Annotated in this window: 23 protein-coding genes; 12 read left to right on the top strand and 11 right to left on the bottom strand. The window is 43.5% G+C overall.

Features of this window, described 5'->3' with window-relative positions:
- The first annotated feature begins 168 nt into the window (after positions 1–168).
- Positions 169–2,256 (top strand): polyribonucleotide nucleotidyltransferase, encoded by a 2,088-nt coding sequence (pnp, locus tag FTU00_RS01295; protein WP_180179003.1) that lies wholly within the window; start codon positions 169–171, stop codon positions 2,254–2,256.
- Between the two features lie 161 nt (positions 2,257–2,417).
- Here the strand turns inward: pnp and FTU00_RS01300 are convergent, their stop codons facing one another.
- The 8 genes from FTU00_RS01300 to FTU00_RS01335 form a co-directional block, all read right to left on the bottom strand.
- Positions 2,418–2,681 carry a YdcH family protein gene (locus FTU00_RS01300; RefSeq protein WP_004781728.1) on the bottom strand — a complete coding sequence of 88 codons (264 nt, stop codon included), beginning with the start codon at positions 2,679–2,681 and terminating at the stop codon, positions 2,418–2,420.
- 93 nt (positions 2,682–2,774) lie between these two features.
- Positions 2,775–3,104: a chaperone modulator CbpM gene (locus tag FTU00_RS01305; RefSeq protein ID WP_004781729.1), complete on the bottom strand. Its 330-nt coding sequence runs from the start codon at positions 3,102–3,104 to the stop codon at positions 2,775–2,777.
- 520 nt (positions 3,105–3,624) lie between these two features.
- The gene (locus FTU00_RS01310; RefSeq protein WP_180002540.1) at positions 3,625–4,086 is read right to left on the bottom strand and encodes a DUF2147 domain-containing protein; all 462 of its coding nucleotides are present in this window, start codon (positions 4,084–4,086) and stop codon (positions 3,625–3,627) included.
- Between the two features lie 187 nt (positions 4,087–4,273).
- Positions 4,274–4,735, bottom strand: coding sequence for a DUF2147 domain-containing protein (locus FTU00_RS01315; protein ID WP_159123421.1), 462 nt, complete (start codon positions 4,733–4,735; stop codon positions 4,274–4,276).
- Between the two features lie 277 nt (positions 4,736–5,012).
- On the bottom strand, positions 5,013–5,462 hold the full coding sequence (locus FTU00_RS01320; RefSeq protein WP_180052873.1) for a DUF2147 domain-containing protein: 450 nt from the start codon (positions 5,460–5,462) through the stop codon (positions 5,013–5,015).
- Between the two features lie 217 nt (positions 5,463–5,679).
- Positions 5,680–6,555: an Hsp33 family molecular chaperone HslO gene (gene hslO / locus FTU00_RS01325; protein WP_004781734.1), complete on the bottom strand. Its 876-nt coding sequence runs from the start codon at positions 6,553–6,555 to the stop codon at positions 5,680–5,682.
- A 50-nt stretch (positions 6,556–6,605) separates the two neighbouring features.
- Positions 6,606–8,462 carry a cation:proton antiporter gene (locus tag FTU00_RS01330; RefSeq protein ID WP_180178931.1) on the bottom strand — a complete coding sequence of 619 codons (1,857 nt, stop codon included), beginning with the start codon at positions 8,460–8,462 and terminating at the stop codon, positions 6,606–6,608.
- Between the two features lie 73 nt (positions 8,463–8,535).
- Entirely contained in the window at positions 8,536–10,758 is a 2,223-nt protein-coding gene (locus tag FTU00_RS01335; protein ID WP_166134820.1) for a primosomal protein N', read from the bottom strand.
- Between the two features lie 149 nt (positions 10,759–10,907).
- Here FTU00_RS01335 and gspF point away from each other — a divergent pair, with 149 nt between their 5' ends.
- The 3 genes from gspF (at position 10,908) to FTU00_RS01350 (ending at position 13,301) form a co-directional block, all read left to right on the top strand.
- Positions 10,908–12,113, top strand: a complete 1,206-nt coding sequence (gene gspF, locus FTU00_RS01340; RefSeq protein WP_034705070.1) for a type II secretion system inner membrane protein GspF — start codon at positions 10,908–10,910, stop codon at positions 12,111–12,113.
- Positions 12,114–12,183: 70 nt separating this feature from the next.
- Positions 12,184–12,681, top strand: a complete 498-nt coding sequence (gspG, locus tag FTU00_RS01345; RefSeq protein ID WP_218946463.1) for a type II secretion system major pseudopilin GspG — start codon at positions 12,184–12,186, stop codon at positions 12,679–12,681.
- A gap of 284 nt (positions 12,682–12,965) precedes the next feature.
- Positions 12,966–13,301, top strand: a complete 336-nt coding sequence (locus tag FTU00_RS01350) for a hypothetical protein (protein WP_034705833.1) — start codon at positions 12,966–12,968, stop codon at positions 13,299–13,301.
- Positions 13,302–13,461: 160 nt separating this feature from the next.
- On the opposite strand, the gene lnt is transcribed toward FTU00_RS01350, so the two are convergent.
- Positions 13,462–15,021: an apolipoprotein N-acyltransferase gene (lnt, locus tag FTU00_RS01355; RefSeq protein ID WP_180178932.1), complete on the bottom strand. Its 1,560-nt coding sequence runs from the start codon at positions 15,019–15,021 to the stop codon at positions 13,462–13,464.
- A complete protein-coding gene (locus tag FTU00_RS01360) occupies positions 15,018–15,857 on the bottom strand; it encodes an HlyC/CorC family transporter (RefSeq protein ID WP_004781742.1) in 840 nt (279 codons plus the stop codon). Before FTU00_RS01360 ends, lnt begins: the two co-directional genes overlap by 4 nt.
- Positions 15,858–16,058: 201 nt before the next feature.
- On the opposite strand from FTU00_RS01360, the gene tusA reads away from it, so the two are divergent.
- The 4 genes from tusA to FTU00_RS01380 all read left to right on the top strand — a co-directional run bounded on the left by tusA (position 16,059) and on the right by FTU00_RS01380 (position 20,915).
- Complete coding sequence (gene tusA / locus FTU00_RS01365; RefSeq protein ID WP_004781744.1) at positions 16,059–16,319, top strand: sulfurtransferase TusA; 261 nt, start codon at positions 16,059–16,061, stop codon at positions 16,317–16,319.
- A gap of 244 nt (positions 16,320–16,563) precedes the next feature.
- The gene (locus tag FTU00_RS01370) at positions 16,564–19,353 is read left to right on the top strand and encodes a type VI secretion system Vgr family protein (protein ID WP_180178933.1); all 2,790 of its coding nucleotides are present in this window, start codon (positions 16,564–16,566) and stop codon (positions 19,351–19,353) included.
- The gene (locus FTU00_RS01375) at positions 19,350–20,468 is read left to right on the top strand and encodes a hypothetical protein (RefSeq protein ID WP_179991989.1); all 1,119 of its coding nucleotides are present in this window, start codon (positions 19,350–19,352) and stop codon (positions 20,466–20,468) included. Before FTU00_RS01370 ends, FTU00_RS01375 begins: the two co-directional genes overlap by 4 nt.
- A gap of 18 nt (positions 20,469–20,486) precedes the next feature.
- On the top strand, positions 20,487–20,915 hold the full coding sequence (locus FTU00_RS01380; RefSeq protein WP_166134832.1) for a hypothetical protein: 429 nt from the start codon (positions 20,487–20,489) through the stop codon (positions 20,913–20,915).
- Positions 20,916–21,025: 110 nt separating this feature from the next.
- Here the strand turns inward: FTU00_RS01380 and FTU00_RS01385 are convergent, their stop codons facing one another.
- On the bottom strand, positions 21,026–22,738 hold the full coding sequence (locus FTU00_RS01385) for an electron transfer flavoprotein-ubiquinone oxidoreductase (protein WP_005232462.1): 1,713 nt from the start codon (positions 22,736–22,738) through the stop codon (positions 21,026–21,028).
- Positions 22,739–22,925: 187 nt separating this feature from the next.
- On the opposite strand from FTU00_RS01385, the gene FTU00_RS01390 reads away from it, so the two are divergent.
- The 4 genes from FTU00_RS01390 (at position 22,926) to hemH (ending at position 26,688) form a co-directional block, all read left to right on the top strand.
- Positions 22,926–23,537 carry a DUF1285 domain-containing protein gene (locus FTU00_RS01390; RefSeq protein WP_159123934.1) on the top strand — a complete coding sequence of 204 codons (612 nt, stop codon included), beginning with the start codon at positions 22,926–22,928 and terminating at the stop codon, positions 23,535–23,537.
- A gap of 49 nt (positions 23,538–23,586) precedes the next feature.
- Entirely contained in the window at positions 23,587–24,465 is an 879-nt protein-coding gene (gene murI / locus FTU00_RS01395) for a glutamate racemase (protein ID WP_166138033.1), read from the top strand.
- A gap of 115 nt (positions 24,466–24,580) precedes the next feature.
- A complete protein-coding gene (locus FTU00_RS01400) occupies positions 24,581–25,609 on the top strand; it encodes a DUF4062 domain-containing protein (RefSeq protein ID WP_034704817.1) in 1,029 nt (342 codons plus the stop codon).
- Positions 25,610–25,674: 65 nt separating this feature from the next.
- Positions 25,675–26,688: a ferrochelatase gene (gene hemH / locus FTU00_RS01405; protein ID WP_179992859.1), complete on the top strand. Its 1,014-nt coding sequence runs from the start codon at positions 25,675–25,677 to the stop codon at positions 26,686–26,688.
- Positions 26,689–26,706: the final 18 nt, after the last annotated feature.

Raw genomic sequence — 26,706 nt, forward strand, 5'->3', positions numbered from 1 at the left:
AGATCAGGGGAAGGGGCGAATGTTCGCTCCTTCTTTGTGTTTAAAAATAGTGTTTATTTCTGGTGAGGTCGGCTTCTAAGCTTTGTCATTTACCCGTCCATTTGGACGTGAATGCCAAACCTTAGGGGTCTCCACTAGAATAAAATCAGGAAAAAATAAAACATGTCGATGTTTAATATTGTTCGTAAAGAATTCCAATTTGGCCAACATCAGGTTGTCCTAGAAACAGGTCGTGTTGCGCGTCAGGCCAATACCGTATTGATTACCATGGGCGGCGTAACTGTATTAGTTGCTGTTGTTGCTCAACCAACTGCTAAAGCAGGTCAAGACTTTTTCCCACTGACTGTTAACTATCAAGAAAAACAATATGCAGCTGGCCGTATTCCTGGTGGTTACGGTAAACGTGAAGGCCGTGCATCTGAAGCTGAAACGCTGATTTCACGTCTGATCGACCGTCCAATTCGTCCATTGTTCCCAGAAGGTTACTATAACGAAATCCAGGTGACTGCGACTGTTGTGTCTTCTGACAAGACTATGGAAGCTGACATTGCAGCAATGCTGGGTACTTCTGCAGCACTTGCGATTGCAGGTACACCATTCCGTGGTCCAATCGGTGCGGCACGTGTGGGTCTGATCAACGGTGAATACGTTCTAAACCCAAGCTTTGAACAATTGAAAGAAAGTGATCTTGATCTTGTCGTTGCAGGTACGGAATCTGCAGTACTGATGGTTGAATCAGAAGCGAAAGAACTTTCAGAAGACCAAATGCTGGGTGCAGTATTGTTCGGTCATGATGAAATGCAAATCGCGATCCAAGCAATCAAAGAATTCGCGACCGCAGCTGGTGCGAAAGAATCAACTTGGGTTGCTCCTGAGAAAAACGAAGACCTTCGTGCAAAACTGAAAGAAGCATTCGAAGCGAAAATCTCTGAAGCATATACCATTGCGGTGAAACAAGACCGTTATGCAGCACTTGATGCACTTCAAGCAGAAGCGCTCGCTCAGTTCGTTCCAGAAGGTGACGAAACTGGTCTTGCTGATGACGTAAACGAATTATTTGAAGATCTTAAATACCGTACCGTACGTGACAACATCTTGTCTGGTAAACCGCGTATTGACGGTCGTGATACTAAAACTGTTCGTGCCCTTGATGTACAGGTTGGCGTATTAGACCGTGCTCACGGTTCTGCATTATTCACACGTGGTGAAACTCAGGCATTGGTAACTACTACTCTGGGTAATACTCGTGATGCGTTGATGGTAGATACCTTGGCTGGTACTAAAACTGACAACTTCATGCTTCACTACAACTTCCCTGCATATTCTGTAGGTGAAACAGGTCGTGAGTCTGGTCCTAAACGTCGTGAAATCGGTCATGGCCGTCTGGCTCGTCGTGGTGTTCAAGCCGTGCTTCCAGCAGCTGACCGCTTCCCGTACGTAATCCGTATCGTATCTGACATCACTGAATCTAATGGTTCATCTTCAATGGCATCTGTATGTGGTGCTTCTCTATCATTGATGGATGCCGGTGTTCCACTTAAAGCACCAGTTGCGGGTATTGCAATGGGTCTAGTGAAAGAGGGCGAACGTTTCGCAGTACTTTCTGACATCCTGGGTGATGAAGACCATCTTGGTGATATGGACTTTAAAGTAGCGGGTTCTGCTAACGGTATTACTGCGCTGCAAATGGACATCAAGATCGAAGGTATTACTGAAGAGATCATGGAAGTTGCATTGAACCAGGCTTATGCAGGTCGTATGCACATCCTGAACGCGATGAATCAAGTAATTTCACGTGCTCGTCCAGAAATTTCTATGCACGCGCCGACTTTCCAAGTGATCACCATCAACCCTGACAAGATCCGTGACGTGATTGGTAAAGGTGGTGCGACTATCCGTCAAATCACTGAAGAAACTAAAGCTGCGATTGACATCGAAGATAACGGTACAGTACGCGTATTTGGTGAAACTAAAGCTGCTGCACAGGCTGCGATTGCAAAAATCCAGGCACTGACTGCTGAAGTTGAGCCAGGCACAATCTACACAGGTAAAGTGATTCGTATCGTTGAATTCGGTGCATTCGTGAACATCCTGCCAGGTACTGACGGTCTGCTTCATATTTCTCAAATCTCTAACGAACGTATTGCCAACGTGGCTGACGTATTGAAAGAAGGTCAGGAAGTGAAAGTACAAGTTGCTGACGTTGACAACCGTGGTCGTATTAAATTGACCATGAAAGACATCGAACAAGCATAATTCGATTACTTTTAAGTCTGAAAAAGCCTGCATCATGCGGGCTTTTTTATTTGGACAGATTCTTTATTTAAGAACCGAAATCATTTAATAATCACATTGTAGATAAAACGGATGATTAAACCTTATATTGAAAAATTCTTGGTTGAGAAAGCTGTTCTCATTTAGGTAAGCGGATCGGCTTCAGAGTTTTTCAGCATGCGATAAATCTCGTCTTTCAGTTTTAGTTTTTTGCGTTTAATCGCATCGATATCATCATTGATATGATTGACTGGATCGAGTTCAAGCTGACTAATCTGTTTGTCCAATTCACTATGTTCCTCAAACAGTCGGGCAAAGTACGGATTTTCCTCACGTAATTGCACAATTAAATCACGGTATTCTGGGAACATATATTTGATCTTTTTATTGCAGTCTTTGGTTTTCATAGGGATATTTATCACTCAAAAAATAAAAGAAAAAAGCAAAATATGCCCTAGTCCGCATTGATCTAACTCATGCAGACCGGACATTAAAGGGCATTACTTGAAATGCAGATGTTTCACCTCACGACGTAATTCCTGCACTTCATCAATGAGATCCAGCATCATGGCAACGGCACTAAAGGAAGCATCAAAATCACGCTGCAAACGGTAAGCCCGTTGTGCTCGAGTAATATCTTCCCCGAGGAAGGTACCAGGATGCGTTTTAGAACGGTTCGGCAAAATTCCATGTTCAATGAGTTGCATCACCCATTCCGGACTTTGGCCACATGCTTCAGAAAAGTGGAACAAATCAAAGGTACGATCATCCATGATTTCAGAGGGGATATAACCGTTGGAAAAGTTTTCTCTATATTGAATTGTAGTCATAGCTCTACTCCTTAAACAGCCAGGCTTGAGACATTCAGAAAGGAAGGTCGTCCTGAAGTAGGGGAATGCCATAATATTTTATGGCCGCTGCGCTGTGCCCTAACGGTATGGGATGCTAGTTGAACCAGCACCCTGCCTAGAAGAGGAACTCCTATCCTGTGGAAATCCTGCTTGACCCTGAACAGCTCAGTCTGAGCAGGGAAACAAAGATATAGGCGGGCATCTGTTTTTATAGTTTTATCTGTCATTTGCAAACCATCCGCTGTTTGCAACACACATTTACCCATGCCTATCAATTGAGGAATACTTGTTGCATGGATACTCCGTTCCAGAGGTTCCAGAGTCCGTAGCAGATTGAATTGCAGCTGAAGATAGATCATTGTGTGAATAAAAAATAACCGTCTTCAATTCATTATTATGAGTTTGCGCTAAGGGAAACAGTTTTTATTTGTACTTAATTGTTTCAAATCATAACCATTAAAAAAGCCCCTGAAACAGGGGCATGGAAAACTGACAAAAATTAGTATTTTATCCAGGTAACACTGCGTCCGATAACCGAAACGCCTACATAACCACGCAGGGTCAGGCGTTTGCCATTGGCGCTTAAACGTGCTTTACCTTTGTAAACTTTACCGCTGATTGGATCAAGTATCTTGCCATCATGGAATTCGCGAGGTTTTTTGGGGTCTGCCTTAAAATCCCAGATAAATGGCAAGCCAATAAATGGTTTATTCTTAAGCTGTCCTGGACATTTGCTACAGATTCCCAGTCTTTCTGCACCTGGCAGGCTACGGGTTTCTACGATAATTCCCTCATAGCTGCCATCTGGTTTTTTACGGATTTCGACATCAGCACGAGAATAACCGGATTGATCATCGATAGTCTTCCATTTCCCCAGTAGTGGATCTTCAGAAGCAAAGCTTAAACCTGCTGCTGTTGCCAATGTGATCCCCATCATTAAGCGACTTAAAATTTTCTTCATAACATGCCTGTTGATCAATGATTATTCGTATTAGATTTATTACTCTAATTTATTCATAAAATGTAACGAAATCAATAGCACAAAATGTGATGAGATTGGCATAAAATTAATGAATTCATGTGAATTATCACATGACCTAAAATAAAAAAGCTCCTAAGGAGCTTTTATTAATACTCTGAATTCGAAACTAGTTTTTAATCCAGGTCATATTGCGTCCGACCGGTGCACCTTCAGCACGACTATGAATGGCAAGATGCCTGCCATTATTTTTCAGGCGGGCACGAGCCTGATAAAGCTGACCAGAAACCGGGTCGAGCAGAGTGCCGTTAATAAATTCATTGCTATGCTCGGGATGACTACTCAGTCCCTTAAGCATCGTCAGTCCAATGAGCGGCTGATCCTTCAATGCGCCTTTGCATAGGGTGCAAGTCTGCTGTCGAGCTGCCCCTGGAATCTCACGAACATGCACAATTTTGGCAATATAGTGATTCTGAGCATCCTTACTAATCACCACATCTGCCAGGGAATAACCAGTACGGTCATCAATGGTTTTCCAGTGGCCAAGTAATGGGTCACTGTTGGCGAAAGCAGATAGACTGATGGTGCTTGCTGCTGTAAGAATGATAGAACAAAGCAGTTTGAATCTCATTGCCACATTACCCCATGCTATTGAAAATATATTTAACTTCTTAAAGGCATAAAAAAATTATGGGATTAATATAGCGTGAAAAATACACTAAATACCAGTCAATAATCACATTAAATTAAGAAAAATGAATATGAGTTAAAAATTACGTTCATTCAGCATGATGAGAATGAGTAAGTATTTACGTGATAAGGAATGGGATAAAGATAATGATTTTAAGCTGTCCAAGTCTTTGATCTGGCTAGACAGCTTGCAGATGAGAATTTATAAAAAATGAGATTTATTCGACTTTCACCCAGGACACTGTTCGTCCGAGCATGGGTGTACCTACATAGCCACGAAGCGTCAGCACATTGCCTCGGGAATTCAGCGTTGCCTTGCTTTTATAGACATTGCCGGTTAGTGGATCGAGAATTGAACCATTAACGAATTCATTTTTCTTTTCTGGATTTGGTTTTAGACCTGATAAGACAGATAGACCCAGAATAGGCACGTCTTTCAGTGCGCCTTTACATTTAGAACAGTGGGTATGTGCAGGACGATTTGGAATGGCATGGATACGAACAACTTTACCCTGATAAGTACCATTATTGAGTTTACTGATTTCAACATCAGCACGTGCATAGCCCGTTTTGTCATCAATGGCTTTCCATGTCCCCGTGATTTCGGCTGCATAGCTGAAGCTCTGCGCAGCACATAACATCACACCCATTAAATATCGAAATTTCATTTAAAATCTTCCACTTATTTTTTTTTATTTTTTTACTTTGAAAATACCGTTGATCTTCTGATTCTATCGGTGTGCAAATTTTAATCATGAGGCAAGCTTGAAATTAAGTACATTTGTCTTTTTTTTATGAGGAATTTTGGTCAATATTTTATGAAAATATAAAATGAAAAAAGCACTCAATATTGAGTGCTTTTTTTGAGTCGAGCAGGGGCTGTTATTAACTGAGGTGTTCACCAAACAGGCTCAAAGCTTCTTCAGCCGTAAAAATATAACGGCTATTACAGAACTGACAGTCCATCTCAATTGGATTCTGGAATTCTAAAGTTTCACGAACCGATTCTACCCCAATCTGCTGTAAGGCAATTGCACAACGTTCTTTAGAACAGGTACAGCCAAACTGCAAATGTTCTACTTCTGGTAAGCGCACTTCTTCTTCGTTATATAAACGATAGAGAATTTCATTGGCCTCCAGAGTGACCAGTTCTTCTGTTTTTAATGTTTCAGTCAGCATGGTCAGACGTGGCCATAAGTCTTCATCGACACGGCGTTGTTCTTCTTCACTGTTACGCGGTAGCAATTGAATCAGCAAACCACCTGCACGGTTGTTGTCACTGGCCAGCACGATACGTGTCGGAATCTGGGCAGACAGGTCATAATATTGCATTAGACAGCCAGCCAGATTTTCCTGATCAAGCGGAACAATACCCTGATAACGTTCACCAAATTCAGGCTCGATATTGATAAACAGCACTGGATTAGTCAGTGATTTTAAAACTGTGCTGCTATCTTCTGCTGCCTGAAAGTGTGGATCTTCTTCGTAATCCGCCAGTGCACGTACTTCACCGCGATGGTTACATTCAGCCATTGCCCATTTAAATGTGCCTGAAGCCTGAATTTGTAGGCTGATACGCCCTTTAATTTTCAGGGTGCTGGCCAATAGTGCAGTGGCGCTCAGCATTTCACCTAACAGGATTTTTACTGCAGGCGCATAATCACGCTGGGCCAAAATTGTTTGTAAAGCTTCTTCAAGATGCACCACTTCACCACGAACAGGGCTATCTTCAATAAAAAAGCGTTGGCGTAAATCAGACATAAAATTCTCCATAACCCTGCTTTAATGGTGGCATTATTGTAAAACACAAGTTATGCCAGATCATCTCTTATGGCATCAATTCCTGAAGCGTTGTTGTCCTGTTGCGTGTGCGTATCCTGTTCCGATACTTTTTTTAGCTGATCCTGAGCAAAAAGATGCTCCAGTTCTGCCAGTGTATTCCTTGAGCCTGCGGAATTAAATGGGCTCTCCGTATCCGGATGAAATTGATGACTGAGCAGGTTTTCATCGTAAGTATGAAACTCATGGATCTTTTGTTGCGCCTGCTCTTCAGACAGTCCGCTCAGCTGACCTAGCAGACACTGACTTAGTTCTAGTGCAGAAGCATAGGTTTCTCGCCAGATTCGTTCCACGCCCAGCTCCTGAAGTAGATGGACATGATGCCGGTCACGTGCCCGTACCCATAAAGACATATCAGGATAATTTAATCGCAGATGCCGGACGGTCAGCAGTGAATCTTCAATATCATCAATGGCGACAATCACATGCTGAACCGTATCCAGATGTGCCTGAGCTAAAGCCTCTGGCTCAGTCGCATTGGCCTGATAGAAGGTAATACCGTAAGAGGTGAGCAATTCAGTTGCTTCGATATTGCTGTCCATGACACTGAATTTTTGCTGCTGTTGCAGCAAAATACGGGTAATGATCTGGCCAAAACGGCCAAAACCGATTAATAAAATTGGTGCAGTATTTGGTGGAAGGCTTTCAATGTCAAAGGTCGCTGCCAAATGATTTTGCCGATCCAGTCGTGGCAGAATCTGGTTATGTAATAACCAGTAAAATGCCGGTGTGAGTAGCATGGATAAACTTGCCATCCACATCAATGGGGAGAGCAGGGTTGGAGTAATGATCTGCTGCGAAAGTGCAATGATGAGTGCCAGAAAAGCGAACTCACCACTTTGTGCCACACTGGCGGCGAGTAGCGTACTGTTGCGCCAGCTATGTTGATAATAACGTGCCAATCCTAAGGTAATCGCAAATTTAATCAGGATCAGCGAAAGTGTTCCGGCAATAATCAATACGGGTTGCGTCAGTATATCGGCAAACTGCAATGACATGCCCAGGCTGATAAAAGCCAGCCCAATCAATAATCCGCTAAAAGGCTGCAGACTCTTTTCGACCGAAATCCGGAAATCAGAATCAGCCAGTAACATGCCAGCAAATAATGCCGCGAGGTACAGATTCAGTCCCAGCGTATCCATCAGGACTAGTAAGCCCAAGAAAATGACAATGGTAACAATGCTATGCAATTCATGACGACCACTTTTGGCAATCCAGCGATAGAGCGGCTGCATGAAATAGCGGTTACATAGAAATAAGCCAGTAAAGGTAGCCATCATGGCAGCAAAATAAGCTATGCCATGTTCTGTTGAACTGACCCCAGCAAAAAGCGGAATCGCTGCAATGATAGGAATTGCAATCAGTGCATGAACCAGGGTGTTGGCATAAGCGGATTGACCATAACTGGTCGCCAGTTGTTGCTGATTATTTAAAAACTGGGTCACCAACGTCATGGCAGAGAGGCTGCCGGCCAGTCCGATGACAATGCTGGAAACCAGATGCTGATCGAGAAAGAACCAGGCCAGCAGGCTCAAAATCAGGGCCGTGCTCAGTACCTGTAAAATGGCCATAAACCACAGGGGTTGCCCAAGCTGAAGAATTCGTTGTGGTCTGAGTTGCAGACCAATCCAGAACATTAGGGCCAACAGGCTGATTTGAATAAAAGTCTGCATCACCTCAGGAGCAGAGATCAGCGCTAAGGCACTCGACCCAATGATTAAACCTGTCAGTAAATAGCCCAGCACTGTTGGCAGTCTGAGTTTATGGCTCAGTGGCACCATGAACAGTGCAATCGCCAGAACCAGCGCTATTTGTAACAGTATCGACATTTTTCCGCCTTAAATTTTATTTTCATCCAGTCTTAAAGTTGAGCCTTTATCAAATGAAGATGGTCTCAATATTTTAGCTGAGTTCTTGTGGATCGATATCCAGTGTCAGCTTCATATTGGATGGCTTATCCTGTAACAGGTTTTGCCACCAGCTACGGACATAATAATGCAAACGGGCACGGTCTGCGGACAATAGCACCATATGGGATTGATAGCGTCCGGCTTTGCGTTCCATCGGGGCAGGAATGGGACCCCAGATGTCCAGCACCAGATCGGGATATTGCCTGAGCAGGGCAGCATGTTTCTGTAAGAATTCGGTATTTTGTGCCTGATCTTTGGATTCACAGCGAATCAGCACGGCATAACGAAAAGGAGGCATCTGGGCGATTTGCCGTTCGGTCAAAGTCTGCTTGGCAAAAGCGCGGTAATTTTCAGTGACTAAGGTATTCAGCAGCGCATGATCAGGTCTTAGGGTCTGTAAATATACATCCCCTTTATGTTCCCCGCGTCCTGCACGACCTGCGACCTGTACGATCAATTGTGCTGTACGTTCTGTGGCCCGGAAATCAACGCTAAGAAGACCAGAATCGATATCCAAAATTGCAACCAGCGTGACATAAGGAAAATGATGGCCTTTGGCGAGCATCTGGGTGCCGAGCAGAATTGCAGGCTCGCTTTTTTGAATCTTGTCATAGATTTTCTGCCAGCTGCCAACCCGGCTGGTTGAGTCGCGATCGACCCGGATCACTTCAGAATCTGGAAAAAGCTCATTCAGATGTTCTTCAACTTTTCCAGTCCCCATCCCTAAAGTAGCCAGCTCCTGATGCTGGCATTGCGGACACTGTTCAGGCATACGATGAATGGTGCCACAGTGATGACAATGCAGATGCTGATAAGGTTGCCGATGCACAGTGAAATTGGCATCACAATTCGGACACTGCGCCTGCCAACCACAACTGCCACAGATCAATACGGGTGCATAACCACGACGATTCAGAAAAATGAGCACCTGTTCTTTTTTGGCCAGGCGTTTTTTGATTTCTTCAATCAGATGCAGGCTGATGCCATGCTGCTTGGGCGCTACTTTTAAATCCAGAATATGGATTTTTGGCATTAGTGCTGTACCCGCGCGTTGATTCAGTTCCAGCACCTGCATTTTGCCTTGCTGCACCAGCGCATAGCTGTCAATGCTGGGGGTGGCCGAACCCAAGAGGACTGGACATTGCTGTAAATGTCCCCGGTACAATGCCACATCACGGGCATGATAGCGAAAGCCTTCCTGCTGTTTAAAAGATAGATCATGCTCTTCATCCAGAATGATCAAACCCAGATTCGGCATCGGTGTATAAATCGCAGAACGGGTGCCAAGCACAATGGAAGCTTTACCGGTTTCAGCGGCTTGCCAGGCTTGTAAGCGTTTACTGTCATTCAGGCCAGAATGCAGCAGGGCAATATGACAATGGAAACGGGACTGAAAGCGGCTAATGGTTTGTGGCGTCAGTCCGATTTCAGGCACCAGTACCAGTACCTGCTTGCCCTGTTTAAGTACCTGTTCCATGATCTGAAGATAGACTTCAGTTTTGCCGCTGCCAGTCAGGCCATCGAGTAAAAAGGCCTGATATTGCTTGCGGTATTTCAGCACTTGCTGAATGGCATGCTTTTGTTCCGGATTGGCCGTTAATGGCATCTGGGCCAGTTGTACAGGTTGCGGGCTAAAATCCTGTGCTTCCAGGACACATTCGCAAATTCCTTTTTTTTCGAGCGCTTTTAAAGTCGCTGTTTCTATTCCGGCCAGATTTAAGAGATTCTCAGTTGTTCCCACCGGATGCAGTTTTAGAATCCGATAGGCTTCCTGTTGCCTCTCGGAACGGCGAACCTTGGCTTCAGCCTCATGATCCAGCAATTTCCAGTTTCGGGCCAGCAGGTTATAAGGTTTGCCCTGACGCAATAAAGTCGGTAAGGCAGTCTGGATCACTTCCCCGATAGGAAACTGGTAATACTGTGCTGACCAGGTCAATACACTTAAAACCTGGGAATTGATAATGGCACGGTCATCTAAAAGCTCGGTAATTGCTTTCAGTTTGAAACTGGGATCAATCGGAGCATCTAGCGGTAATTTTTCAGTAATCACGCCGACCAGATTTTGCCGGCCAAAAGAAACCGCGACTCGGGCACCCACTTCTGCCTGCTGATATTGTTCCTGACTCAAGCTATAGTCAAAACAGTCAAACAGATGCACCGGCACTGCAACACGAACACGATAAACAGGGGCAGTAACGGGAACAGAATTTGGCATAGTAACAGAGTGGGTCCTGATGAAATTTCGTCGTGCTCAAAGTTCAGTTATGTTAGAGTGAGCAGATAATTTATATTGAAGAATATGAATGATTTTGATGGTCTGACGCAACAGCGTTAAGCAAAATTTTGGAAAATTAGAGCATTACAATGCCTGCATATCAGTTTACTGCGCTTGACGCTTCAGGGAAGCAGCAAAAAGGCGTGCTTGAGGGGGATTCAGCACGACAAATCCGGCAACAGCTTCGGGATCAGGCGCTGATTCCGGTCTCTGTAGATCCGGTTGAGAAAAAAGACCAGCACTACCGTCGCAAATGGTTTGAAAAAAGCATTACTGCTTATGATTTGGCTCTTATGACCCGACAACTCTCGGTACTGGTCGCTGCCGCAATTCCGCTGGAAGAAGCTATTCGCGCCGTCGGCAAGCAGAGCGAAAAAGTTCATGTGCAAAATCTGCTGATGTCAGTACGTTCTAAAGTGCTGGAAGGACATAGCTTGGCTCAGGCGCTACAACAGTCTGGACGTTTTCCAGAGCTGTATATTGCCACCATTGCGGCTGGTGAACGTTCTGGTCACTTGGACCTGATTCTGGATCAGTTAGCTGACTATACCGAAAACCGTTTTGCTATGCAGAAAAAGATTCAAGGGGCGATGATCTATCCGATTATTTTGCTCTTGATGTCTTTTGCAATTGTGATGGGTCTGATGACCTATGTAGTACCGGATATCGTCAAGACCTTTGATCAAAGTAAAGATGCCTTGCCTTGGATTACAGTGACTTTAATGAAAGCCAGCGATTTTATCCGGATCGCGTGGCCATTTTTATTGATAGGGAGTGCGGTAGGTATTTTTCTTCTGGTACGGTTTTTAAGAACAACGGCTGGGCATTATGCTTTTGATCGTCTAACTCTGAAACTACCTTTATTCGGAAAATTATCACGTGGCATTAATGCTGCCCGTTTTGCCAGTACTCTATCGATTCTGACTCAGTCTGGTGTGCCATTGGTGGATGCCTTACGCATCGGGGCAGCGGTAAGTAATAACTGGGTGATCCGGGATTCGGTTAATCTGGCTGCTGAAAAAGTCACTGAAGGCGGGAACCTGGCTACCCAGCTGGAACGTAGTGGTTATTTCCCCCCGATGATGGTACAAATGATCAAAAGTGGTGAAGCCTCGGGGGAGCTGGATCGTATGCTGGAACGGGCATCGACCATGCAGGATCGGGAAGTGACCACACTGATTTCGACATTACTTGCGCTTCTGGAGCCGCTGATGCTGGTACTCATGGCCAGTATTGTGCTGGTAATTGTGATCGCGGTGATGCTGCCAATCGTCAATATGAATAATATGATTTAAATAACATGTGTAACGTCTACGAAGAATTGAAAGTGCCTGAAACTTTCTAAAGATGAATGAGAGATATTGAATGAAAAGGAATCCAAATCAAGCCAAAGCCCCTTCAATTACAGCTGTTAAACCTACCGTACGTGTGAGCCAGTTACGTGCCCATCGTGCCTCAGGTTTTACCCTGATTGAAGTAATGGTGGTTATTGTTATTCTCGGTGTGCTTGCGGCCCTAATTGTTCCAAATGTAATGGGACGCGGTGAAAAGGCTAAAGTGGATACCACAGTCATCAAATTGCAAAGTATTGCGGGTTCACTGGATCAATATAAGCTGGACAATGGCAAATATCCAAGCATGCAGGAAGGTGGTCTGGATGCGCTGGTAAATCAGCCGGCAACAGCGAAGAACTGGCTCCCAGGCGGCTATGTGAAAGGTGGTTATCCAAAAGACAGCTGGGATAATGACCTGCAATACGTGATTCCGGGAACTAACGGCCGTGCCTTCGACTTGTATTCTTTTGGTGCTGATGGACAGGCGGGTGGCGAAGGAACTGATGCTGATATTTATTACCAACCTTAACTGATAATTATTATAAATTAGTAGGTTATTGAATATATCACTTCACTTGATTGATTGTTTCAATATTGGGTGAAGTGATAATAACTCTCAATCATAAAATATAATATAAATAACTGAATTTAATGCTATTACTATAATATTGATGATTTGATAGTTATAATAAGAATTATTCCCATATTTATCTATTACAATTATCGTAAAATGTGAATAAATATAGACTTTCTATTTACAAAAAATAGCTCATAATATTCTTAATGGCCCTTTTTTAGCCAAAGGAGAATGGTATGAAAGCATTAATATTGTCGGATGAAATAAACCAGTTTCATTGGTCGATGCTGAAATCTGTTCTTTTGGTTTTAAGCATTCTTCCAGCCAGCCAAGGAATTTTGCATTTATGGCAGACCACTGAAGGCAGCAGCCAGATTATGGTGGGTTTCTTTGCCATTAGCATGATGAGTACCTTATTCGTACTATGCTTCTGGTCAGCATTAAAAGCATCTGTCGTGCAGTTTAAACAAGAACAGGCTTCTGCATTTGAAAACGGTATTGTACAGATCTATCGTTATATTCCAATGTTGTCACTGGCGAGCATGTTGTCTTATCTGGTGATCCAGTTTTAATAACATTCTTAATAAATATATAGATAAAAAACGAGGCATGAACCTCGGTTTTTTATCGCCCCTCTCTTTTTAAAAGGGAGGTCGGGAGGGGTTTAGAAAATTAATCCCCCTTCTTGCGCCATATAGGACTCACCTTTTGCAAAGGGGGCTTTTGAGAGAACTATCTTCTAGACTTAAAGCTGATATCCACTTTACGTGGGCGGAAGCGCCAACCTAGTAATAAGAGCAATACGGAGAAAATCAGCACTGGCCAGTCGCTGAGTTTCATGTAGAGCGTTTCACCCTGCATGGCGGGTAGCTCACCGCGGAGTATAGCTTCTTTATCCATAGGTGCACGTTTCACAATATGGCCATTGTGGTCGATGAACGCAGTTACCCCAGTATTGGTAGCACGAATAAACCAGCGACCATTTTCCTTGGCCCGCATTTGTACCATCTGTAAATGTTGCTGTGGACCGGCAGTGCCAGTAAACCAGGCATCATTAGATACGGTCACCAGAAAATCGCTTTGGCTGGCATTACGACGAGTCAGGTTTGGATAAGCCACTTCATAGCAAATTGCCGCACCTAGAGGATGGTTTTTCACATTTAATGGTTTCTGGATATCCGCACCACGCGAGAAACCACTCACCGAAGGGTCGTTTTGCAGAGCTGGAAGTACCCAACTGAGTGCGCCAGAGAGTGGAATATATTCTCCAAAAGGCACCAGGCGCTGCTTCTTATACAGACCACTCGACTCATCACCAGTGGCCATGATGCTATTGTAATATTTTGGCGTGCCTGCTTCCTGTGACTCAGCCAGATCCCAGAACGGAATACCTGTGACCCAAGCTGTTCCAGATTTTTCTGCCTGAACTTTCATGGCATCCAAGAAAGGTTCGATATCAGTCTGGAACATCGGAATCGAAGATTCTGGCCAGACAATCAGGTCACGTCCCCATTCGGTCTTGCTCAGATTGGCATAGATCAGCAGGGTTTTTACCTGATATTCAGTTAACCATTTCAGGTCCTGAGGGATATTGCCCTGAATCAGAGAAACGGTGAGCGGCTTTTCATTTTTTTCTTGCACGAAAGTCAGTTGTGCTGCGCCCCAAGCACCCAATAACAAGAGTGCAGAAGGAACGATCCAGAAGACCCGTTTACTTAAAATTTCAACCAGTGCACAGGCTAGAACAATCACTACAAAAGACACCCCAAATACACCGAATAAAGGCGCATAGGCATCCAGATAGAGCTCAGTAAAAGCGTAACCTGCAAAGAGCCATGGGAAACCGGTAAATACCCAGGTTTTGGCCCATTCAAAGATCACCCAAAGTGGTGCGAAAGTAAGGGGCGTTTCCGGGAAAAAACGACGATAAATGAAAGTCTGAAGTGCAGTAAACAGTCCCATGACGATAGCCATGATCAGGATCATGATTACGCTCAGGAAAGCACTGGTATCGCCATACACATGAATAGAGGTATAGAGCCAGAATGCACCCACAAACCATAATCCAACTCCATAAGCCCAGCCAATGCCAAAGGCCTGTTTCGCACTACGACCACGGACACAAGCATACAGTAAGGCAGGAGAGAGGATCGCCAGCCACCAGTAATGATAAGGTGCCAGTGCCAGGCTAAAAATGGCTCCGGCAAATAAGGCAATCAATACAGGATAAATTAAGGCTAACTGCTTTTGCTGCTGGGCTGGATTTAATAGCTTATCGAAATATGCTCTCATTGGCGCACAGCTCGAATTAAACGAATAGAACGTGAATCTGCCTCAAGAATGGTAAATTGCCAGTTTTCCAGTTCAATCGTCTGACCTTCCAAATCATTTACCAGACCAATTTCTTGTAATAACAAACCGCCCATGGTTTCAACTTCATCATCGGAGAAATTGGCATCTAGCATATTGTTAAAATGCTCAATTGGCGTCAGCGCTTGTACTACCCAGGTATTGGCTGTCTTCGGGTCTTGATCCGGAACAATATATTGTGCTTCTTCATCCGCAATATCATGTTCGTCTTCAATTTCACCCACAATTTCTTCGAGAATATCTTCTAGGGTCACCAGACCTGAAGTTGTACCGTACTCATCAATCACTACCGCAATATGAGTCTGGGTATTTTTCAGCATACGTAGAACCTGATCCGAACGTGCACTTTCCGGCACAAACAGCGGCTGACGCATCAAGGCACGAATATCGACTTTGGAAGAAGGCTCGGTCAGGAAAGGAAGCAGATCTTTGGCCAGCAAAATACCAACCACATTATCCGGTTGGTCAGATGAGAACACAGGGAATCGCGAATGCGCAGATTCAACTAAAACATGCAGAATTTCCAGAAGTTGGTCATCTTCCTGCAAGCTAATCATGGACGTTCTTGGCGTCATGACTTCACGAATTTTGGTGGCTGGCAGATCCAATACGCCTTCCAGCATTGCAACAGTATCGGGTTCTAAAAATCGACGTGAATCTTGTACTAATTTTAGCAGTTCGTCGCGAGTTTCGGGTGCAGTTCCCAGCCATTTACGTAAGCCGCGCATACCCCACGACGGGCCTGATTCCTCGTGCATGATCTTTCCTAAAGACTCTTAATATCTAAAAAAACGTGATTTTATCATACCGCAGAAAATACGCTTGTCTATTGTAATTATGCTGCGCAGACTTGATCGCGCGGGTCAGTATGGTTTTGTGAATTGGTTCAAAGCGCGGGCTGCAATGCGATAGCCGCTTTATGCTAAAATAAGGCTGATCTTGAATTCCTGAGTCTGTCGATGTCTGAAGCCGAAATTACGCCAAGCCTGCAATTGAATACCCGTGGATTACGCTGCCCTGAGCCAGTCATGATGTTGCATCAAGCCATCCGTAAGTCTAAAGCTGGTGATGTAGTTGAAGTTTTTGCTACGGATAATTCAACTTCCTGGGATATTCCAAAATTTTGTATGCACCTTGGCCATGAACTGCTACTCCAAGAGGAGCGTCTGGATGAAAATGGCAATAAAGAGTTCCATTATCTGGTAAAAAAAGGCGGTTAAAAGATTTTTTGGGTAGATGAGTGATTCATTTGCCCATATTTTTGAAAGATTAAAATGAAAAGAAAGCTATTTTTTTTGAATACTTGATCTGCTTGAAGTTCCTGACTTTCAGAAAATAAAAATTTGATATTAAAGCCTCTTCCAGAATTACAGTGATGAATCGGAACCATGGCCAGACCAATGAATCTAGGCTGGATATAAATAATTCACTATAATGCCGCAAAAATATTTATAACAATTAAAAATGATAAAAAATCATATCGCTCAAGTATTAGAGCAATTGGGTCTTAGTGCACAGAAGCGTGCTTTGCTTGTTCAGTTTTCCCATCAAAAACTTAATTCCGAAGTTTTTCTGCAACGTATTGATGGCCAACATGTCCTGAATCAGGGACTAAAAATTGAGCTGATTTGTGTGTCGACTAATGCCTTGATTCCCCTTAAAGAATTTATTGGAATTCAAGTAGCGATAGATCAGGTCACGGATCAAGGACAGTTATTTCGCAGTTCCGGAATTATTACTGCAGCAACTCAGGGACAGAGTGATGGTGCATTAGTGCTTTATAAACTCACTCTGGAAGATGCAACGTCGCTATGGCATAAACGCCGTAATAGTCGTGTGTTCATGGACAAGAGTGTCCGAGAGATTACTGAAATCTTATTCAAAGAATGGCAGGATAAGAGTCCATTATTTGCGGCTGCACTTAAGCTGGATTTATCCGGTTTGCAGCAAACTTATGATGTACGTCCTTTTACTATGCAGTTGAATGAAAGCGACTATGACTTTTTAACCCGTTTATGGCGTAGTGAAGGGATTAACTGGCTGATTGATGAGTCTGAGCTTATAGTTGTGCATTCATCTGCAGCGATTGCAGCGCAAAAGCTTAGATTAATTGATGACAATAGCTACTACCAAGCTTTAAGCCGCAGAGCGATCCGTTTCCATCGTTCCAGTGCGACTGAACAAGAAGATAGCATGACCAGTTTTATTGCAGAACGACAGTTGCAGCCGACCGCTGTACATATCCAGCGCTGGCATGCCGGTCGCTTGAATCAGGAAGAAGGCATAGGTTCAGTACAAAGCAAGCACCAGCAGAGTCAGGTTCAGGATAATGCCAGCCTGGCATTGGAACAAGGCTGGAACATCAGTCCGGCATGGATCACTGATCTCAGGCATGCAGATCAGGCAACTCTAGCCTCGGATGCACAAATCGAGAAAATAAACCAAAATTTGCAGCATTTCTATGATGCACAGGCCAAACAATTTTTAGCAACATCCACGGTACGTGATGCCCAAGTGGGTTACTGGTTTCGGCTGGATCAGCATCCTGAAATTGACCAGCATCCAGCAGTAGATAAAGAATTTTTAATCATCTCTAGGAAATTTTATAACCAAAATAATTTGCCTAAAGACTTAAATGAGCAGGTTCATGCTTTAATTCAGCAAAGCTGTTGGCAGATGACAGAATCCAAGGACGCAGGTGAGCGTCAGGCCAACCAGCTAGTCTTGCAACGTCGCCATATTCACTTGGTTCCTGAGTATCAACCTTTATTGCAGCGGCCACAGGCCTATCCGCAATGCGCCAAGGTAGTCGGGCCAGAAGATGAAGAAATTTATGTGGATGAATGGGGGCGGATCAAAATCCGTTTTCTGTTCACTCGTCCGGATGACCATGCTCACGATGGTGGCGCAGGCAGCAATGACAGTGATACAGATTCAGCCTGGGTAGATGTTCTGACCCCGTGGGCAGGTATAGGTTATGGGGTCCGTTTCTTGCCACGCATTGGTGAAATTGTGGTCGTCGACTTTTTTGATGGCAATATTGATCGGCCTTTTGTGATAGGTCGGATTCATGAAGGCCAGCGTTCTCCGACGAAGTTTGATCAAAAAGGACAACTACCAGACACCAAAAAACTCAGTGGTATTCGCTCGCAAGAAGTACAGGGGCAAGGCTTTAACCAGTTACGTTTTGATGATACGACTGGCCAGATCAGTATACAGTTACATAGTAGTCAAGCTGCCAGTCAGCTCAATTTGGGTAACTTGAGTCATCCGAAAGAACAGGCTGAAAATGAAGGACGGGGTGAAGGCTTTGAACTTAGAACTGACCAATGGGGTGCAGTCCGTGCAGGTAAAGTGTTATTGATTTCGGCTCATAAACAGCAAGCCGCAGACGGTTCACATATGGATGCTGAACCAGCGAAAAGCCAGCTTGAATCAGGCTTGCAGATGAGCCAGGCGCTAAGTGATGTTGCTAAAAACCAGCAAACTGATCCGCTTGAAATCTTTGAAAATTTAAAAAGCTTTATTGAGAAAATTGAACAGCAAGATCAAGACAAGGCAGCTGCCTTTAAACAGGCAATTATGATTCTGACAGCACCAAAATCCATTGCGCTGAGTACCCAGCAGGATATTCATTTGTCTGCGGAGGGTCAAATTAGCCACCAGTCAGCGGACAGTATTAATTTAAGTTCGCAGAAAAATATTATTGGGCATGCCTCTTCTAAAGTCAGTCTGTTTGCAGCCCAACAAGGCTTAAGAGCTTATGCCGCAAAAGGCAAAGTTGAACTACAGGCGCAAAATGATGGGATGGATATTATTGCACGCAAAGGTATCAAAACTATCTCCACTGAAGATCAGATCGAAATTACAGCAGCGAAGGAAATTGTTTTAACTGCGGGCGGTTCTCAAGTTGAGATCAGTAGTGCCGGAATTTTGCCGATGACGGGTGGTCAGTTTGAGATGAAGGCAGGGCAGCATCAATTTTTATCAGGAGAAAAGGTAATGCATGATATTCCCTATCTTCCTGCCTCACATAATAGTTCCTATATTTTAGAGTTCGATGTGCGACATAAAATAAACAATAAATTATTAGAAAGCTCTCCAATTTTTAGTCTTATTGATTCTAAGGGGAATGTACGAACAGGAGAGGTTCCCAAAGATGGAATTATTAGAATTACCTCAAAAAATAAGGAAGAAAAATATACGGTTATGGTGCATAAATATGATGCAGAGATATCGGAGTTAGAAGAATGACTTATACGGCTCGTTTAAAAGTATCCTGTGATAATAAAGACCTTTTATCAAAATTAAGCTATACCTTACTAAATACGACAACTCAAAAAAGTTATGGAGGAAAAATTGATCCGAATGGTTGTACCAAAATCTATAGTTGCAATAAATTAGATTTAATCTTTGTAGAGTTAATTTTAAATAATTCAAAAATTGCCAGAGTGCGTGTTCCCGCACTAGAAAATGGCGAATTTAATAAATCGATATATAAATTAAAATCAACTACAGGTACAACAAAACAAGCAGAATCAAATAAAGTACCTGTTAAAGTTAAAAATGAATTAGAAATAGCACTTGAAGCCTTACATGGTACAGCACTTTACTTTAGTAATAACTTTTTAGATCATGATAGCTCCTTAAGAATTGCTTATATGAAAGCAATTAAAAAAATGAGTCATGATTACTTAAAGGATGTTGAAAATGGAAGAATGACTGTAAAAGATGCTTCGAAAGAGGCTCATACATTAAGAAATGATATCTTAGAACAGACCAGGAAAAAGAATTCTCCAATCGCGTTAGCAGTATCACAAAAAGAAAAAATAGCGGCTAAAAGCTTAGATCAATTCTTAGAATATTATGCATTGAAATTAAAAGATCCTGATAAATGGAAAAGACTGAAAGATCAGTCAAGACAAACCTTAGATCATTATGTAAAAGCATCAACAGGTACAAGAAATTCATATTTTCAGGCGCTTTCAACAGCAGATAAAAATAAAGTTTTTTATAGTGTAGTTAAAGGATCAGGGGCATCCCATGGAACTTTTGATAAAGCAGCAAAGTATATGAAACCACTAGGCAGAGTAATTGTCGTTATTTCAATTTCCTATGCTTGGTATGAGATTTTTTCAGCTGAGAATAAAGAAAAGGAATTTTATAAAGAAGCCGCAACCATAGGCTCAGGAGTGGCAGCTGGCGCTGTGGGTGGTGCTATTGCAGGAGGAATTTGTGGCCCCGGGTCTCCCATATGTTCAACAGTAGGTGTAATAATTGGCGGTCTAGCGGGAGGGTATGGAGCATATAAATTAGTTGAAGCTTATGATGAAGAGTTGGAAGCTTTTACAGAATGGACTTTATTTTAATTCCAGTAGGTAGCCTGTATGTTTAAGTTTTTAAAAAGGTTAGTAAGAAAAGAAGCTAATAAAAATTTAGATACGAGTAATTATAAAACTAAAATTAAAAATTTTAGCTTAGAGCATGATCAGATTGTGGGCGTAAATATAGATGATGTAATAATAAAAATACCTTATATAGACATAGTAAGGATATCTATTATGGTTTATGGGGAAGATTTACTCCCTCAACCAATCTGGACTGTGCAAACAATAAAAGACATTATTGATATACCGAATGAATTAAATAATACTGATAAATTATTTTTTGAGGTTCTTAATAAAAAATTAGATGGTTACAACTCAATTCAAACCCAAGAAGAAATATTAAAAGCTATGAATTGTACCCATAACAGCCTATTCCATATTTGGCAGCGCCATGATGCAGATAAAATATTTAAATCTATTAAATACTAATTTTTTCTTGTACAAAAAAATTAAATGATGCGTATTTCATAATCTTATCAATATAAAAAAGCCTCTAAAATAATTAATTATTTTAGAGGCTTATGCAAGCTAATTAAGCATTACATATTAGGGTAGTTCGGACCACCGCCACCTTCCGGTGTTACCCAGGTGATATTCTGAGATGGATCTTTGATGTCACAGGTCTTGCAGTGTACACAGTTCGCTGCGTTGATCTGGAAGCGTTTCGAACCGTCATCATTTTCCATGATTTCATACACACCTGCCGGGCAGTAACGCTGAGCAGGCTCATCCCATTTCGGCAAGTTGACATCTACCGGAATCGAAGCATCGGTCAGTTTTAAATGCGCTGGCTGGTTTTCTTCATGTACCGTGTTCGATACAAACACAGAAGACAGACGGTCAAAGGTTAGCTTGCCATCCGGTTTTGGATAGTTCGGCTTGAAGTTCACTGCATCGACTGTTTTCAGAGTTTTAAAGTCTGGCACTAAATCATGGAGCGTGAACGGCACTTTAAACACGTTCTGGTCGATGAAGTTGAATGCACCACCCATCCATTGACCGAACTTGTGCATTGCCGGGCCAAAGTTACGTGCGCTATACAACTCTTCTTTCAGCCAGCTATTGTTGAACTTGTCTGTATAAGATGTGAGTTCTTTAACAAAGAAGTCTTCGCCTTCGGTCACACGCGCAATCGCCAGATCACCACCTTTTTCTACACCGGCAGCAATCGCTTCAAAGACTGCTTCGCCACACAACATGCCTGATTTCATCGCAGTGTGTGAGCCTTTGATTTTGGCAAAGTTCAGGAAGCCTGCATCATCACCAATTAAAGATCCACCCGGGAAGGTAAATTTCGGCAGGGAGTTAAAGCCACCTTTAGTTACTGCACGCGCACCATATGAAATACGCTTGCCGCCTTCCAGGTACTGTTTGATCAGTGGGTGGGTTTTCCAGCGCTGCATTTCCATAAATGGATACATGTGTGGATTTTCATAAGAAAGATCCACGATCATGCCTAGGGTTACCTGATTGTTTTCAGCGTGGTAGAGCCACCAGCCACCTGAAGAACCGGTTTCAGATAAAGGCCAGCCTGCACCGTGCATTACCAGACCTGGTTTGTGTTTCGCTGGATCGATTTCCCAGAGTTCTTTAATGCCGATCCCGTAGTGCTGCGGATCAGCATCTTTATCCAGATTGAATTTTTGGATCAGGCGTTTACCTAAATGACCGCGACAGCCTTCAGCAAAAATGGTGTATTTGGCATGCAACTCATAACCTGGTGCAAAGTTATGCGTCGGTTCGCCATCTTTACCAATACCCATGTCACCGGTTTGGATACCTTTCACCGTACCATCTTCATGATACAGAATTTCAGAAGCAGCAAAGCCCGGGAAGATCGATACTTCCAGCTCTTCGGCTTTCTGGCCTAACCAGCGCACCACGTTACCCAGTGAGATCACGTAGTTACCATCGTTATGCATAGTTTTAGGCACCATCCAGTGCGGTGCTTCTTGTGATTTTTCATCTGAAAGAAGGAAGAAAGTTTTGTCTTCTGTCACTGGCACATTTAAAGGTGCACCTTCTTCTTTCCAGTTCGGGAATAGTTCGTTCATGGCACGTGGTTCAAGCACAGCACCCGAAAGAATATGTGCACCGACTTCGGAGCCTTTTTCTACGACACAAACGGACAGATCATTTAAATTGTTTTCAATTGCAAGTTGACGGATCTTGATTGCAGCAGACAGGCCGGCAGGACCCGCACCTACGATCACAACGTCAAACTCCATCGATTCACGTTCGATGTGTTCCATGTAGGACTCCTCATATTTCTATTCGGTGGCAACCATAATCGGATGATTGGGTGCTGCCATGAGTGTTCTGAATTCCTAGACACAAAAATAGTAGTGTCTTTAAGCATCTGGGCTAGTATAGTTTTAAACCCAGGTTAAGCCAATTGGCTGAAACATATTATTTTTCCGTCATTAAGGTCTTCTTTATATGAATAAGTCAGCACCCGATAAAAATCCGACGAAAAAAGTAGCTTCTAGCGATGATAAAAATTTAATGGATATCGCACAATACTTAAAAGATGCACAGGGCAGTCACAAAAGGTCAATCCCGCCTTTGGATCAATGGCAGCCAAAGCATTGTGGCGCAATGGATCTCAAGGTTTTGGCCAATGGAGAATGGTGGCACGAAGGTCAATTGATCAAGCGTCAGCCGATGATAGACCTGTTTTCCACGGTACTCTGGAAAGAAGAAGGAAAATTCTATCTAAAGACGCCGGTTGAAATGATTGAAATCGAGGTCGAAGATGAACCTCTGTTTGTAAATCAGGTCGATCAGGTCAAGATTGAAGGCAGGACTTACCTGCAACTGACCACCACGACTCAGGACATCATTATTGTCGATAGCGAACATCCTATCTTTATGCGTCAGTATCAGGATGAATTGCGCCCTTATGTGCATGTGCGTTTTGGAATCAATGCGCTTATTCAGCGGGCTGCTTTTTTACATCTGGTGGAGATGGGCGAGCTTGGTGAAAATGCTGCTGGAGAGACGGTTTTAAGCTTGAAAAGTGGTGATTTAGACTTGCATTTAAGCACCTGAGGTTTAAGCTTTGTCGCAAGGTCATTTGAAACAAGCAACTAGCAACGTTATGAGCGCTATCCAACCGATTTATCCCTTAGTAGATCCCATGCCTAAAGCCAGTGCTGATGCACCTATCGGGATTTTTGATTCTGGTGTGGGAGGGTTGTCGGTTGCTTTGGAAATTGCCCGGTATTTGCCCAATGAACGCTTTGTTTATTATGCCGACACGGCTTACGTACCTTATGGGCCCCGTAAAGATCAGGAAATCCGTGACCTAACTGCGCGAGCGATTGAATGGCTGTATCGTGAAGGCTGTAAAGTTGCAGTCGTTGCCTGTAATACCGCTTCTGCATTTAGCCTGGATTATTTACGTGAGCATTATGGTGAAAACTTTCCGATCATTGGACTGGTGCCAGCGCTCAAACCTGCAGTCCTCAATACCCAATCCAAAACGGTGGCCGTTCTGGCCACACCTGCAACCTTTCGTGGCCAGCTGATTAAGGATGTCATGACCCGTTTTGCCGAGCCGGCACAGGTCAAAGTAATTCCGGTGACCTGTCTGGATCTGGTGCCTTTTGTAGAAGCCGGTCAGCAGATGAGTCCTGAGTGTCTGGCGACATTAACTCAGATTTTACAACCGGTTGTTGATCAGGGTGCTGATTATTTAGTGCTAGGATGTACACATTACCCCTTCCTAAAATCGTCAATTCAGTATATTTTTGGTCAAAAGCTGACATTAATTGACTCAGGATTCGCGGTTGCGAGACAAACGGCCCGAATTTTGATCAAAAATGGGTTATTATTTGAACATGAGTGCAAGGACAGTCTAAAAATCCGACTTGTGGTTAGTGGTCAAAATGCTGAACAGCTCCAGCCGATTTTAGGGCATCTGATTCCAGCCGATATTAAATGGCAGGTCAGCAATATGGAGACAGAAGTCAGCTAGGCGACCGTCACTCATCTTATAATTTTGAAAGATATATTTTTATACTGGGGTCGTCATATTGTGTCAGGGCAGGGTTTAGCCGGCCAGATCAATGTGCAGTAAAAGAGGATAACCAATGCTCGATAAACGTTATCAGGTGTTTATCTCCACCTCTGGTGCAGAAATGCAGCCAGAGCGGATCATCTTGTCACAAACTTTGGTCGGCATGGGTTTCTTTTCCTGGGGGCTGGAACAACGCACTCCTTTAAATACTGCATTTGCACGTCGCCAGATTGATGATTGTGATTATGTGGTGATTCTGCTGGGTAGCCAGTATGGCGAGCAGTCGGTTTCCGGTGTAGGTTATATGCATCTGGAATACATTTACGCTGTGACCAAGCAGAAACCGATTATTGTGTTTATGCATGAAGATCCGGCTTCACGTGATCCTTCCTTGCACGATACCAAACCTGAATTACAAGAAAAATTTAAAGAATTTCGTCAGTTATTGCAGCAGGAAGCTGATCAGGTCTTTTGCTATCGTACCTTGCGCGATCTGGAAATGGCGGTACGTTTGAACATGCCGCAAATGCTGGAACGTTATCCGGTAAGTGGCTGGGTACGTCCTCAGAATACTCAAGCCTTGCATGACGAGATTGACCAGCTCAAAGCTAAAGTGGCCCAACTGGAACGCGATGGGGGGACACGTGAAGTGGATCCTTTCCTGAGCCTGCCGAAAGTGTCTATGCATGAAGTTTTCTCCTTCGAATACCGTATGCATGCCTATCAGGATGGTAACTTTAAAGAGCTGAAAGTTCAGAAGAGACTGACTTGGGCACAATTGCTGGCTATTCTCGGTTCTACCTTCATTAATCCAACGCCGGAGGAATTTTTCTCCAAGCGTATGAATGAGTATTTGAATGAAACCGGTCTGGAAGATGCACGAGCGGAAATGCCGCGTGCACATGCTGTAGCCCGTGCCCAGATCAATATTCGCGCCTTGCATAGCCTGAAATTGCAAATGCGCCAGAATGACTGGATTGTGCCGTCAGGCCGTGATGACCGCCAACGTCTGCTTTGGCAGATTACGCCTAAGGCACAGAAGCTGTTAGACAGTAATTTGCTGGATAAAGATCGTACTTTTCAATATAAGTCAGTGTATTAATCCATATAGAGAATAAGTAAAAAGCTGTTAAAGTAAGCAGGTTGATACCACGACGGGCGTACTGCATGTTTTCTACAGCTAAACCGAAAGTTACGATTATATTGGCAAATTTAGGCACACCTGATGCACCGACTGTGCCGGCAGTGCGCGATTTCCTGAAGCAGTTTTTATCTGATCAGCGTGTCATTGAAATTCCCAAGCCGATCTGGCAACTTATCCTGCGTTTATTTATTTTACCGTTCCGTCCCAAGCGAGTTTCCCAGGCTTATGCACAGGTCTGGGGTCAGGATTCACCGATGCGTGAGATTCTGCTGCAGCAGGTGAGTCAAGTAAAGGCCAAACTCATTGAACAATATCCGCAATTTGAACTGAATGTGGTGCCTGCCATGACTTATGGCAATCCTAATATTCAGGGTGTTCTTGATCAGATTTCGGCTCAACCGCAAGATCATATTATTCTGTTTCCGTTATTTCCCCAGTATTCAGCGACCTCTACCGCACCTCTGTATGATGCAGTCGCAAAATGGGTGCTGAAACAGCGCAATTTACCTGGTCTGTCGATTATCCGCGATTATTATCAGCATCCCTTATTTATTCAGTCACTGGCACAAAGTGTTCGGGATTATCAGGCGATTCATGGGCAGCCGGAAAAACTATTGATGTCATTTCATGGTATCCCGCAGCCCTATGCCGATAAAGGTGATCCTTATGCGGATCGTTGCCGGATCACAGGCAAACTGGTTGCAGAAGCTTTAGGTCTATCTGAAGATCAATATGCAATTAGTTTCCAGTCCCGGTTTGGTAAACAGGAGTGGGTTAAGCCTTATACGGATGCCTTAATTGAAGAGTGGGGCAAACAGGGCGTGAAATCAATTCAGGTGATGAGTCCTGCTTTCTCGGCCGACTGTTTGGAAACACTGGAAGAGCTGGCCATGGAAAATGGGGAGACCTTCAAGGCCAATGGCGGGAAAAGTTACAGTTATATTCCGGCTTTGAACAATCGTGAGGATCATGTGCAATTGCTCAATACACTGTTACAGGCTAATCTTGAAGCATTGAACCAGACGCTTGCCCATTAATCTTTTGAGGTTTCTTAT

It is taken from the genome of Acinetobacter sp. YH12041, assembly GCF_013419975.1.
Taxonomy (GTDB): domain Bacteria; phylum Pseudomonadota; class Gammaproteobacteria; order Pseudomonadales; family Moraxellaceae; genus Acinetobacter.

Bases quoted from the DNA above. Each gene is read 5' to 3' on its own strand.
- lnt (WP_180178932.1), bottom strand. From the start codon at position 15,021: ATGAGAGCATATTTCGATAAGCTATTAAATCCAGCCCAGCAGCAAAAG.
- FTU00_RS01380 (WP_166134832.1), top strand. From the start codon at position 20,487: ATGTTTAAGTTTTTAAAAAGGTTAGTAAGAAAAGAAGCTAATAAAAAT.
- hemH (WP_179992859.1), top strand. From the start codon at position 25,675: ATGTTTTCTACAGCTAAACCGAAAGTTACGATTATATTGGCAAATTTA.
- FTU00_RS01320 (WP_180052873.1), bottom strand. From the start codon at position 5,462: ATGAAATTTCGATATTTAATGGGTGTGATGTTATGTGCTGCGCAGAGC.
- murI (WP_166138033.1), top strand. From the start codon at position 23,587: ATGAGCGCTATCCAACCGATTTATCCCTTAGTAGATCCCATGCCTAAA.
- FTU00_RS01360 (WP_004781742.1), bottom strand. From the start codon at position 15,857: ATGCACGAGGAATCAGGCCCGTCGTGGGGTATGCGCGGCTTACGTAAA.
- gspF (WP_034705070.1), top strand. From the start codon at position 10,908: ATGCCTGCATATCAGTTTACTGCGCTTGACGCTTCAGGGAAGCAGCAA.
- FTU00_RS01330 (WP_180178931.1), bottom strand. From the start codon at position 8,462: ATGTCGATACTGTTACAAATAGCGCTGGTTCTGGCGATTGCACTGTTC.
- FTU00_RS01315 (WP_159123421.1), bottom strand. From the start codon at position 4,735: ATGAGATTCAAACTGCTTTGTTCTATCATTCTTACAGCAGCAAGCACC.
- gspG (WP_218946463.1), top strand. From the start codon at position 12,184: ATGAAAAGGAATCCAAATCAAGCCAAAGCCCCTTCAATTACAGCTGTT.
- FTU00_RS01310 (WP_180002540.1), bottom strand. From the start codon at position 4,086: ATGAAGAAAATTTTAAGTCGCTTAATGATGGGGATCACATTGGCAACA.
- FTU00_RS01385 (WP_005232462.1), bottom strand. From the start codon at position 22,738: ATGGAACACATCGAACGTGAATCGATGGAGTTTGACGTTGTGATCGTA.
- tusA (WP_004781744.1), top strand. From the start codon at position 16,059: ATGTCTGAAGCCGAAATTACGCCAAGCCTGCAATTGAATACCCGTGGA.
- FTU00_RS01300 (WP_004781728.1), bottom strand. From the start codon at position 2,681: ATGAAAACCAAAGACTGCAATAAAAAGATCAAATATATGTTCCCAGAA.
- FTU00_RS01350 (WP_034705833.1), top strand. From the start codon at position 12,966: ATGAAAGCATTAATATTGTCGGATGAAATAAACCAGTTTCATTGGTCG.
- FTU00_RS01400 (WP_034704817.1), top strand. From the start codon at position 24,581: ATGCTCGATAAACGTTATCAGGTGTTTATCTCCACCTCTGGTGCAGAA.
- FTU00_RS01390 (WP_159123934.1), top strand. From the start codon at position 22,926: ATGAATAAGTCAGCACCCGATAAAAATCCGACGAAAAAAGTAGCTTCT.
- FTU00_RS01335 (WP_166134820.1), bottom strand. From the start codon at position 10,758: ATGCCAAATTCTGTTCCCGTTACTGCCCCTGTTTATCGTGTTCGTGTT.
- pnp (WP_180179003.1), top strand. From the start codon at position 169: ATGTTTAATATTGTTCGTAAAGAATTCCAATTTGGCCAACATCAGGTT.
- FTU00_RS01370 (WP_180178933.1), top strand. From the start codon at position 16,564: ATGATAAAAAATCATATCGCTCAAGTATTAGAGCAATTGGGTCTTAGT.
- hslO (WP_004781734.1), bottom strand. From the start codon at position 6,555: ATGTCTGATTTACGCCAACGCTTTTTTATTGAAGATAGCCCTGTTCGT.
- FTU00_RS01305 (WP_004781729.1), bottom strand. From the start codon at position 3,104: ATGACTACAATTCAATATAGAGAAAACTTTTCCAACGGTTATATCCCC.
- FTU00_RS01375 (WP_179991989.1), top strand. From the start codon at position 19,350: ATGACTTATACGGCTCGTTTAAAAGTATCCTGTGATAATAAAGACCTT.